This is a genomic window from Malaciobacter pacificus (assembly GCF_004214795.1).
Classification (GTDB): Bacteria; Campylobacterota; Campylobacteria; order Campylobacterales; family Arcobacteraceae; genus Malaciobacter_A; species Malaciobacter_A pacificus.
The window spans coordinates 1,209,013-1,220,776 of record NZ_CP035928.1; the positions used below are offsets into that span (position 1 = coordinate 1,209,013).

11 protein-coding genes are annotated in these 11,764 nt (G+C 26.4%); 8 read left to right on the forward strand and 3 right to left on the reverse strand.

Features of this window, described 5'->3' with window-relative positions; translation table 11 throughout:
- The first annotated feature begins 43 nt into the window (after window positions 1–43).
- From APAC_RS06120 to APAC_RS06130, 3 genes are all read left to right on the forward strand, one after another.
- Window positions 44–1,612: an FMN-binding glutamate synthase family protein gene (locus APAC_RS06120; protein ID WP_130233271.1), complete on the forward strand. Its 1,569-nt coding sequence runs from the start codon at window positions 44–46 to the stop codon at window positions 1,610–1,612.
- A gap of 13 nt (window positions 1,613–1,625) precedes the next feature.
- A complete protein-coding gene (locus APAC_RS06125; RefSeq protein WP_130233272.1) occupies window positions 1,626–2,534 on the forward strand; it encodes a class I SAM-dependent methyltransferase in 909 nt (302 codons plus the stop codon).
- 63 nt (window positions 2,535–2,597) lie between these two features.
- A complete protein-coding gene (locus APAC_RS06130; protein WP_228255961.1) occupies window positions 2,598–3,836 on the forward strand; it encodes an L-lactate MFS transporter in 1,239 nt (412 codons plus the stop codon).
- Between the two features lie 17 nt (window positions 3,837–3,853).
- On the opposite strand, the gene APAC_RS06135 is transcribed toward APAC_RS06130, so the two are convergent.
- Window positions 3,854–4,540: an SDR family NAD(P)-dependent oxidoreductase gene (locus tag APAC_RS06135; RefSeq protein WP_130233273.1), complete on the reverse strand. Its 687-nt coding sequence runs from the start codon at window positions 4,538–4,540 to the stop codon at window positions 3,854–3,856.
- Window positions 4,541–4,651: 111 nt separating this feature from the next.
- Between APAC_RS06135 and APAC_RS06140 the strand changes: the two genes are divergently transcribed.
- On the forward strand, window positions 4,652–5,788 hold the full coding sequence (locus APAC_RS06140; RefSeq protein WP_130233274.1) for a hypothetical protein: 1,137 nt from the start codon (window positions 4,652–4,654) through the stop codon (window positions 5,786–5,788).
- Here the strand turns inward: APAC_RS06140 and APAC_RS06145 are convergent.
- The gene (locus tag APAC_RS06145; protein ID WP_130233275.1) at window positions 5,785–7,701 is read right to left on the reverse strand and encodes a L,D-transpeptidase family protein; all 1,917 of its coding nucleotides are present in this window, start codon (window positions 7,699–7,701) and stop codon (window positions 5,785–5,787) included. The two genes, APAC_RS06140 and APAC_RS06145, sit on opposite strands and share 4 nt — an antisense overlap.
- Window positions 7,702–7,873: 172 nt before the next feature.
- Between APAC_RS06145 and APAC_RS06150 the strand changes: the two genes are divergently transcribed.
- The gene (locus APAC_RS06150; RefSeq protein WP_130233276.1) at window positions 7,874–9,136 is read left to right on the forward strand and encodes a hypothetical protein; all 1,263 of its coding nucleotides are present in this window, start codon (window positions 7,874–7,876) and stop codon (window positions 9,134–9,136) included.
- Here APAC_RS06150 and APAC_RS06155 read toward each other — a convergent pair.
- Entirely contained in the window at window positions 9,133–9,789 is a 657-nt protein-coding gene (locus APAC_RS06155) for a tRNA-uridine aminocarboxypropyltransferase (RefSeq protein WP_130233277.1), read from the reverse strand. The two genes, APAC_RS06150 and APAC_RS06155, sit on opposite strands and share 4 nt — an antisense overlap.
- Window positions 9,790–9,858: 69 nt before the next feature.
- On the opposite strand from APAC_RS06155, the gene APAC_RS06160 reads away from it, so the two are divergent.
- The 3 genes from APAC_RS06160 to APAC_RS06170 all read left to right on the forward strand — a co-directional run bounded on the left by APAC_RS06160 (window position 9,859) and on the right by APAC_RS06170 (window position 11,764).
- Window positions 9,859–10,959 (forward strand): AI-2E family transporter, encoded by a 1,101-nt coding sequence (locus tag APAC_RS06160; RefSeq protein WP_228255962.1) that lies wholly within the window; start codon window positions 9,859–9,861, stop codon window positions 10,957–10,959.
- A gap of 62 nt (window positions 10,960–11,021) precedes the next feature.
- Window positions 11,022–11,489, forward strand: coding sequence for a superoxide dismutase, Ni (gene sodN, locus APAC_RS06165; protein WP_130233278.1), 468 nt, complete (start codon window positions 11,022–11,024; stop codon window positions 11,487–11,489).
- Window positions 11,486–11,764 (forward strand): S24/S26 family peptidase, encoded by a 279-nt coding sequence (locus APAC_RS06170; protein ID WP_130233279.1) that lies wholly within the window; start codon window positions 11,486–11,488, stop codon window positions 11,762–11,764. Before sodN ends, APAC_RS06170 begins: the two co-directional genes overlap by 4 nt.

Genomic DNA, 11,764 nt, shown 5'->3' on the forward strand with positions numbered 1-11,764 from the left:
TAAACTAATAAGTATTATCTAAAATTATTAAAAAGAGTCGTATATGCCTAAACTGTTTAAAAACTTTATAATCTTTGGTGCAATATCTATTATTGTTTTATCTTTATTTCATAACTTATTTATGTGGTTAACTATTATTTATTTTGCAATAGTGCTATTAGGAATATATGATTTAAGACAAACTAAACATTCTCTTTGGAGAAATTTTCCTGTTGTTGGTAGGTTAAGATGGGTTTTAGAAGAGCTTAGACCTCCTATTAGACAATATTTTATAGAATCAGACATAGATGGTGTTCCAATAAATAGACAACAAAGATCTGTAGTGTATAGAAGATCTAAAAAACTTGCAAGTACAATTCCTTTTGGGACTAAAATGGATGTATATAAAGAAGGCTATGAATGGATAGGTCATTCTATGAATGCTTTAAAAGCACATGATTTAGATCTAAATCCAAGAGTAAAAATTGGTGGAATTGATTGTAAGAAACCTTATGATGCATCACTGTTAAATATTTCAGCTATGAGTTTTGGCTCACTTAGTGCAAATGCAGTATTAGCTTTAGGACATGGAGCAAAAATCGGAGACTTTGCTTTAAATACAGGTGAGGGTGGTTTAAGTAGATATCATTTAGCAACTAATTGTGATTTAATTTGGCAAATAGGAACTGGATATTTTGGTTGTAGAACAGAAGATGGAAACTTTGATGAAGAGAAGTTTAAAGTAAAAAGTAGAATTGAAAATGTAAAAATGATAGAGATAAAACTATCGCAAGGTGCAAAGCCAGGTCATGGAGGAATCCTTCCTGCTAATAAAAATACACCTGAAATTGCAGAAGATAGAGGAGTAAAAGCTCATACAAGAGTTGATTCTCCTCCAACTCACAGTGCTTTTTCAAATGCAAAAGGATTAATACAGTTTGTAGAAAAGTTAAGAAAACTAAGTGATGGAAAACCCATAGGTTTTAAGCTTTGTGTGGGTAGAAAAGAAGAGTTTATAGATATTTGTAAAGCAATGATTGAATTAAATATAAAACCTGATTTTATAACTGTAGATGGTGGAGAAGGTGGAACAGGTGCTGCTCCATTGGAGTATACAAACTCAGTTGGTATGCCTTTAAGAGAAGCTTTAGTTTTTGTTACAGATTGTCTTATTGGATTTGATTTAAAAGATGATATTAAAGTAATAGCTTCTGGAAAAATATTAAATGGAATGGATATTACAAAAGCTTTATGTATTGGTGCTGATTTATGTGCAAGTGCTAGGGGGATGATGTTGAGTTTAGGATGTATTCAAGCTTTACAGTGTCATAAAAATAATTGTCCAACAGGAGTTGCTACACAAGACCAAAGTTTAGCAAAAGGTTTAGTTGTTGAAGACAAAAAGCAAAGGGTAGCAAATTTCCATGAGATGACAATAGAGAGTTTTGTGGAGATACTTGCTTCTGCTGGACTTGATAAGCCAGAAAAATTAGATAGAACTCATATTTTTAGAAGGTTAGATCAAACAAGTTATAAAAGATATGATGAGTTATTTAAACCTATGAAAAATGGTGATTTATTAAGTGCTCCTTATCCTAAATCTTTTGATAGATTTATGATTCCTAATTTTTGATATAATTCATTTTATGAATAAAGAACAATTAAAAAATGAAATATTAAAAAATATAAAAAATACCTCTATAGAGATAAAAAGAGTTTTTCATGGACGTGGGAATTTTTATGATGATTATGAATATTTAACTATAGATAGTTTAAATAATTTATTACTTATATCTATCTTTGAAGAAATTAGCGAAAATGTTTACAAAGAGATTTTAGAGGTTATTGATGAGGTTGTAAAAGAAAACGACTATGAAATAGTTTTGGTTCAACACAGATATAAAAAAGAAGAAATTTATGAAGTGATAAAGGGATTTATCCCTAATGAATTTATAGCTATTGAAAATGGTTTAAAATACAAGTTAAGTTTTAAGAATCAAAATATAGGTTTATTTTTTGATATGAAAGCTGGAAGAGAATATATTTCTAGTATTTGTAAAGATAAAAATGTATTAAATCTCTTTTCTTATACTTGTGCTTTTAGTGTAAGTGCTATAAATAGTGGAGCATCTAAAGTAGTAAATGTTGATATGTCAAAGGGATCTTTAACTACAGGAAGAGAGAATCATCATCTAAATAATTTAGATACAAAAAAAGTAAAATTCATGCCTTATAATATTTTAAAATCTTGGAGCAGAATAAAAAAAGAAGCTCCTTATGATATTATAATTATTGATCCACCTTCTTTTCAAAAAGGAAGTTTTGCTGCAACTAAAGATTATGAAAAGATTATAAAAAAGCTTGATGAATTAGCAAGTACTAAATGTATTGTTTTGTCATGTTTAAATGCTCCTGAATTAAATACTCAATTTATTAAAGATAAGTTTGAACAGTTCTCTCCTAATTTTAAATATTATGATAGATTAGACAATTTAAAAGAGTTTGTTACAAATAATGAAGAAAAAACATTAAAGAATTTAATTTTTATTAAGTGAATTCTTAAATCTAATTAAGTTTTAGATAAAATCCCGACTTTAATACTACACAAGGAAAAATAAGTGGAAAAAAATAGATGGCTTATGGCACTAAGTGCTGTGGGTGTGCATATCTGTATAGGTTCAGTTTATGCATGGAGTGTGTATGTTAAACCTATTCAAACTCAAATGAATTGGGATTTAACTGATGTTACTATTGCCTTTAGTGTTGCAATATTTTTCTTAGGTTTAAGTGCAGCCTTAATGGGTAAATTTGTTGAAAAAAATGGTCCTAGAGTTTCTGCAATAATCGCTGCGTCATTATTTGGTTTAGGTACTATGGGTTCAGGATTAGCAATTATGATGGAATCTAAGATTTTATTATACTTCTTTTATGGTGTACTAGGTGGATGTGGACTTGGTATTGGGTATATTTCACCAGTTTCAACACTAGTAAAATGGTTCCCTGATAAAAGAGGTATGGCAACAGGTCTAGCTATTATGGGATTTGGTTTTGCTTCAGCTGTTTGGGGTCCAACAATCAAAGTTTTAATTGAAGCAGTTGGAATTTCTGGAACATTCTTTATTTTAGGTGCAGTTTATTTTGTAGTAATGTTTGCTTCAGCTTTATATTTAGAAAAGCCAGAAGAGGGTTACTTACCTGAAGGATTTAAGAAAAAAGTTGAATCTGGTAAAAAGAAAATCAAAAAAGACCTTGCTAACTTAGGATTAAGTGAAGCTGTTAAAACACCAAGATTTTATGGGCTTTGGATTATGTTATTTATTAACGTAACTTGTGGTATTGCTATTATTGGTGTTGCGTCACCTTTATTACAAGAAGTACTTGGGGTTTCAGCAATCGCTGCAGCTGCAGCTGTTGGTTTAATGGGTATTTTTAATGGTGCAGGAAGAATCATGTGGGCATCACTATCTGATTTTTTAACAAGACCAGTAGTATATGTAATTTTCTTTGCAACTCAAGCAATTGCATTTTATATGTTACCTTCAATTACTGAGATTGTTGTATTCCAAGTAGTATTATACTTTATCATGACTTGTTATGGTGGTGGTTTTGCTTCAATTCCAGCTTATATTGGGGATATCTTTGGAACAAAAGAGCTTGGTGCAATACATGGTTATATCTTAACAGCATGGGCAGCAGCAGGACTTGTAGGACCACTAATTATCTCTATGGTTAAAGATGCTACTGGTTCATACTCTCAAACACTATATGTATTTGCAGCGTTCTTCGTAGTTGCATTTATAGTATCAATTTTAATGATTATAAATATTAAACAAGTGAAAAAACAAAACAAACACTAAAAAGAGTTAAACTCTTTTTAGATGTTTCTCACATCAATAAAACTTCCTGATTCAAACTTATCAAAACTATCAACAACTTTATCTAATCTAGCTGCTGCTTGTGTAGGAGTTTGTATTTCTCCATTTTTTAACCTTTGAGCACTTGTAAATACTGTATCATCTATTTCAAATCTAATATAGTCAGTCATTGGAGTTTCTATTACTCCTGGTGCTATACATAAAAGTTTTGTATTTATCATCTCTTTTGAGTATAAATTTATTAACATATTAAGCCCAGCTTTTGATAAAGAGTATGAACCCCAACCTTTAGAGCCATTTACAGCAGCTCCTGATGAGATAGCAATTATATTTTTTGTTTCAATTTTAGATAGAATATCTAGTAATTCTTTATTTGCATAGACATTTAAATTATATACTTCATTTAATTCTTCTATTGATAAATCAAAAGAGGATTTTATTTCTCCTAGCATTCCAGCATTTAAGTATACTATTTCAAATTTATTAATATTTAATATCTCTTTTTCTAAGTTTCTTTTGATGTTTTTAGTATCTGATAAATCACATTTAATAAATTTAAAGTTTTTATTCTCTATTTTTGGCTCACTTCTATTTATACCATATACTTTATACCCTTTTTCTAAATAAAGCATTGTTAGTGCATATCCTAATCCTGAACTACAACCAGTTATTAATATATTTTTCATTTATATCCTTTTACTAATTGTTATGGTAGATTAAAGTTGATTAAAATTAATTTAGATATAATCAATTCACTTTAGAAAAGGAAAAAAGTATTTAAATACTTTTACTTAAAATTGCAACAGTTTAAAATAACAGAAAAAATTAAGAATTTACAAATAGATAATATTGAAGAAAAACTATTCCACTATTCATATGATAATAGAAGTTTAAGGGCATTATTAAATAATAATGTTTCAAAAGAAGACTTATCATACATCTCTGCATATAGTAGTTTTAGAGGTGAGGTCTATGAAAATGTTATTTATGAATTACTTTTAGATTATGCTTTAACAAATGATGATATTACAAAGTTTGTATTAAAAGGCCCTTATCAAGATAAAGAGAACTTATATATCAAAAGTGGACTTTTAATAGATAGTAGTTCTCAAATTGTGTATAGATCTGCTTATAAAGATATATCAGAGTTTGACGCACTGTTTTTTACTCATGATAGTATTTATTTTGTAGAGATGAGTACTTCAAAAAAAACTGCAAGTTTAAATAAAAGACTTGCGAAAAAACATGCACTCTTAAAATTAATTTTTCCAAATTTAAATATAAAAGCTTTAATTGTTGTAACAAAAGGTTCTGTTGGATTAAAAAACTTCCCAGATTATGCAACAATTTGGGTAACAGATGATTTAGATGATGATGAACTATTAGAAAAAATCATTTTTGCAAAAAGAGCTAAAAAAGATATAAAAACATTAAGTGTTCCTAAAAATAAAAAGTTTATAGAGACTTTAAAAGTTAGGTATAAAAAGTTTCAATATTTTCCAACTTTACAATGGATTTTGGATAAATCAAGAGCTCATAAGTTTTTTGATGTAGATTTGAAATTTTTTTCTTCATCAAAATTAAGTTTATACTTTGATGTGTATACAAAATTGTATATTGGTTATTTATCAACTTTAGAGTTTAAAAAACTTTTTCCTGCCTTTGAGTTCAACGTAAAAACAGATAGAATTATAGTAACTATTGAAAAAGTTAATCAAACTCAATTAGATATTGTTTATTATGCAAAATTAACAAATGGAAAATTAAAAAGAATTAGACTTCAAGAAGATGAAGTATCAATAAAAGATAAAGAACCAGATGGTTTTACAAATGCTGAAGTAAGATTTTTTATGAAAGTGCTTGAAGAGAAACATGCTTTAAATGAAAATAATATAAAGCATATTTCTAATAATTTAGATTTAATTGATTATTAAAAAATTAAATCTTTTTGCATTCTGTCATATTTATATATATCATCTCTAAATTGAAGTTTCCCATTTTCATCAACCCATGATGTTAAGTACACAATATGTACAGGAATTCTTTTTTTTAATCCAATATCTTTTTTTTCACTCTCTTGTAAAACTTCATCTGCTTTGGTGATATTTATATTTGAATCATATTTTGAAATAGTTTTGAGTAACTCTTTTGGTTCAGCTAGCCTAATACATCCATGTGAAAATGCTCTAGTTGTTCTTCTAAATAAAGATTTTGCATTTGTATCATGCATATATACTGAATATTTATTTGGGAACATAAATTTCATTCTACCAAGTGGATTATTATTACTTGGAGTTTGAATGAATCTTAAAGCAGGAAGTGCTAAAGTCTCTTCACTTACTTCAATTGGTTCAACATTTTTATCTTTTTTAATTGCTTCTTTGTTTTCTAAATAAGCATGATACTCTTGCCAATTAATTGAATTTGCATCAAGTGGTAAGGTATTAGGGTCCCACCCCTCATGAATTCGGATACCTTTTTCATTTACATAGTTGGGATTATCAACTAATTTTGGGATTAATTCTTTTTGTGCAATTCTTCTTGGTATTTTCCAATAAGGATTTAAAACAATATATGACATCTCATTTGAAAAAATTGGAGTAGGGTGTTTTTTCTCTCCTACTACAACATTCATATCTAATTTAACTTCTCCATTGTCATACATTTTTAGTTTATAATCAGGAATATTAACTAGTAGAAATTTTTCACCTAAATCTCTAGGTAGCCATCTCATTCTTTCTAAATTTAATCTGATTTGGTCAATTTTATTTTTTGCAGAAATATTTAAAAATTTTCTTGTATTTGGTCCAACTACACCATCAGGTGTTAATCCATGGTTTTTTTGGAAAGATATTACAGCTTCTTTTAACTCTTCATCAAATATTGTTTCACAGTCAATTTGTTTTAATTCATTTGAAACTAATTTTTCTTTTTGAGCTATTTGAGAAGATGTTTCATTAGTTTGAATATTATTTGTAATAATTTCATCAGCTACTATAGTTTGTACACAGTTACTAGTTAAATCATTACTTTGAATTAATCTTTTTCTAAGAACTTTAATTGTTTCTGATTTATCACCGACTCTTAAACTTTTTTTGAAATTTGGAGTTTTTACATAATCACCATTTTCTAAGATTTCTTCTAGTTTATCAATTTCACTAATTAATTTATCTGAGTTTGGATATGTGAAATTTACTTGGGAAAAAGCGATATTTAAATCATTTTTATTAATAGCTTCAATAAGTAGTTTTTTACTATCAGTTTTTACGTTAAATTTTTCCCAATCTGCTAAAATATCTTTTCTCTTTAGTTCATTTAATCTTCTTTGAAACTTCTTCCAATTTATAGTACCTTTTGATAAATATCTCATATATCTATCATAAATTTCTGTTAGCATAAAATCAATTTGAATCATTGACTTATTATAGTTTTCAGGAGATTTATCAATATTTGAAAGAGCATCTAATATTTTTTCAAGTTTAAATGCTTTTGTAGCATGGGGTTCGATTACGGGATCATTTTTAATACTATCTAAAAGAGTTAAAGATATCTCTTTTATACCTTTTTCATCAAACCAAAATGGTAAATAATTATTTTGTTTGTAGTATGTTCTTAAGTATTTATTTGTTGTAAAAAGAAGTTTTTGCTTCAATTTTAATTCATTTTTTAAATCAATACTTATTAATTCTTCAAATGTTGGTTCTATCTCTTTTATCTCTAAATTATTTGTGCTAGTAGTTGGTACAGTATTAATTATAGTTTCATTAGTAGTATTATTTTCTAAATTTGCGAATAGATTAGTTGCAGTTAGTAAGCAAATTGAAAAAATAAATTTATTTTTTGACATTATATTCCCTTATAGTTTCTTTGTCATATTAAATTATTAAAATACCAAAAAACTGTTTAAAAAATACTGTTAATTATAATTTTTTAATAATATTTTTTAGAATTTCTCATTATTCTAATATTAATTAAAATTAAAAAGGGTATAATAAAGTTATTTTATTTTTAGGAATCATATGAAAGTATTGTTTGGATGGATTATTTTAATTGTTTTGATTTTAACTGGATTCTATTATATAAATCAAAACTTAGAGAAAACAGTACTACTTCATGAATTTCTAAAACTTGATGAAAACCCTGATAAAATGGTCTATTCTGCAAAAGCTAAAGAGCTAGAGAATAATGTAATTACTTTTGATATCTTTAAAGACAGTGAAGTGGTTGTATTAAGTGAAAGTAATTTAAGTAGAGCTAATAAAACAATAAAAATAAATGTAGATAAGCCAGGTAAAAATATTATTTTAGTGTTATTATCAAAACAAAAAGTAATATGGGATGTTAGTTTAGGTGATGATACAAATATAAATTTAGTTGTCTTTAATAATCAGGAATCAAAAGTTGTTTCAAAAAGTAAATTTTATAAAAAATATGAAGAATTGGTATATTTAGAAAATCTAGAAAACTTAGATTTTTTGAATTTTGCCAAATATTTAAAAAATAGTTATAGTCAAAATAGAGTTTCATACTTTTATAAGCAAATAAATGATGAAACAATTATTGTAAATGAAAATAAATCTGAAAATAAAATAGTTGCCAAGCTAGCACAATCTAATAAAGTTCAAAGTGAAGTTGATTTTGAATTATTATCAGAAAAATTAGATTTTATAAAGTTTAATTTATATGGCCCACTTGATAGTAGTTATTCTAATACAAAAATTAAGAAAAAGGTATCTTTTAATCCAAGTAAATCAAAAGTTTATGAAGTATTAGATGATGGAATAAAAATTATAAATATTGATACAAAAGAAGAAAGTATTAATAAAATACCAGTTGGAAGAAAAATTTTTAATTCAAAAGGAATAGCCTATGATAGGCTAAGTGATAGAGTTTTTGTATCTGGTAAATATGGTAAATTTTATATCTTTGATGCTGTAGATGAAAAATGGTTGTCTATTAGAAAATATATTGAAGACTTTGATATCAACTCTTTAAGTTATGATTTAATATCAAATATCTATTTATCTTCTACTTGGAAAAATGAAGGTTTGTTATTATTTGACCAAAATGGTAATTTTGTTAAAAGAGTAGATTTAGAAAATAGATTAGAGGGCCTTTCATATTATTATGATAAAGAAACACAAGAAGTTCCTCAACTATATGTTGTTGCTCAAGGTAATGATATTGCATTGGTTTTGATTAGAGATTTTGTAGAACAAATTTGGTTATATGAAAAATCTAAAGATTTAGTAACTTTAACATATAACTATTATGATAGTTAAGTAGAAAGATTTTCTTTATATCTAATACTTTTTTTTTCTTCACTTGTAAAATCGAGTTGATAATTAACCATTTGTTCAAATGGATTTAAAAACTCACTTAAAGATTCATTTTCTATATCTTCTATTTTTTGTTCATTTAATAGTTGTAAAATAATTTTTGTTGATTCTATAGTTGATAAACAATAGTTTTTTGGTTGAGTTTTTATTTTAAAATTTGATATTTCTTTATGCGTAAAACTCAATCTTTTTATCTTCTGTAGGTTTTTACTAACTCTTAATATCTTTCTTGAACAAGGCCAAGTTGAATCAATAATAAATAGTAGTAAATTTTTCGAAGATTTTATATTTTCATTATTTAAACTGATACTATTTTCTCCTGGATAAAGTATATATGATTCGTAATTAGTATCATTGATTAGTTCATTAACTCTATTATGATTAGAAAAGTCTATCCCTACATATAGTTCACTATTAATTAAAGAGTTTCTTGTCATATGACCAGTACCATTTTTAGTTTTTCTATACTCTTTAGGGTGCATTAAAATTACAAATTTAGTATTTGTATTAATAGGTTTTTTAATAAAGTCACAAATACACGAAGCTTGAGGTCTATAACATTTATAACACGTTTTTCTATTAGTAGTTTGATTCATTTTTTCCATTTAAGATAGATTTCATATAAGATTTTTGTTATTATATACAAAATTATTTAAAGGCAGATTTTGGATTTTTTAGAAAAGAATATAGTTACTGATAAAAACGATATAACAAAGGTTTATAATACTAACTTCACAGCAGCATTTTATTTTTTAGCGTTTATGAGTTTAGTTGTGTTTGCTTTGAGTAGTTTAAGTGATATTTTAACACCAATTGCAATTGCAATTTTAATTTGGTTTTTAATAAATGCCTTAGCAAATCAAATAAAAAAGTTACCATTTATGAATTCAAATTTTGGAGAAATCATGGCTATACCAATCTCTTTGATTGTTATAGTCTATTTTATGTTTGAAATTGGAAGTTTTATTGCAAGTTCAATGGTTGAACTAAGTTCTACAATTTCTCAACTAGATGGAAAGTTTGCACTGATTTTAGAAAAAATATCAGCATATACATCTTATGATATTATAACTCCAATTGAAAAACTTTTTGAGCAATTTAGTTTAGCAACACTTATAAATAAAGTAATAGCAGCATTTAGTTCAATTTTTAGTAATATAATTCAAATATTACTATATGTACTTTTTTTACTTTTAGACCAAAGATTTTTTAATGCAAAAATTAATGCACTTTTTTCTAATTATGAAACAAGAAATAAGGCAAAAGAAGTATTAACATCTATTTCTAAAACAATTAGAATGTATTTATCAATTACTACAATAATAAGTTTATTAACAGGTGTATTAACTTATTTTATATGTCTATTTTTTGGATTAGAAGGGGCAGTTTTATGGGGCTTCATTGCCTTTGTATTAAACTTTATTCCAACTATTGGAAGTATTATAGCTGTTGTAATTCCATTTTCTTTTGCATTAGTCCAGTTTACAGATTTCTCAACTATTTTTGCATTATTGATTTGTTTAATCATAGTTCAATTTAGTGTAGGAAATATTTTATATCCTAAACTTATGGGAAATAAGTTAAATATCTCTCAATTTGTTGTTATTCTTTCTTTGGTAATTTGGGGTGCTATGTGGGGAACAGTTGGGATGTTTTTATCAGTACCTTTGATGATGATATTATTAATTATTCTATCACAGTTTGAAAATACTAAACCAATGGCAATATTAATTTCGGGTGATGGAAAAATATTTAAAGCTACTTAATAAGTATTGACTATTAATTTAAAAGTTGTATAATGAATTAAATTTAAAGAAAGGATTGCTTTATGAAAAACTTATTTAAAATAGATACGGTAAAAGCGCATTGTGATGTACCTTGTGGGATTTATGACCCAATTGTAGCTCAAATTGCAGCTTTAAGTGTAATAAGAATGGTTGACCTTATGGAAGGTTTAGAAAAGTCTGACTCTTTAGAATATATAAACACAATTTCAAGACATGTAGCTGTTAAAGAAGAAGAAGCAGAAAAAGTTAAACATGAAATTAGAATTATTTGGGGAGATTTTATTAAGCCACCTCAAATAGAGAAGTATCCTGAAATTCATACTATTGTTCATAATATTATGATGTTAGGAAGTGCAAATAGACAACATGTTTCTAGAGAAAAAGCTGTTGAATTACTTAAAGAAGTAAATAAATTTGCAGAAATCTTCTGGGCAGTAAAAGAAAAAGAGACAAAAAGAGTTAAAGCAGCTTACGCTCCAAATGAGGAAATTGTAGTTCCTGTTTTATGATAAAACTTTTTAAGTGTGAGGGAAATTCACTTTTCCCTCTATATAAAAATGGACAAATAGTTCTAAGTATTAAATCTAAATTTTCAAATCTAAAAGTAGGGGATATTGTAGTATTTTTCCAAAAAGATTATGGAATGATGATTAAACAAATCAAAGAAATCCAAAATAATAAATATTTTCTTGTAGGAACAAATCCTGATAGTATCGATAGTAGAAACTTTGGATTCATATCAAAAAGTGATATAAAATACAAAGTTCTATTTAAAATTTTTTAA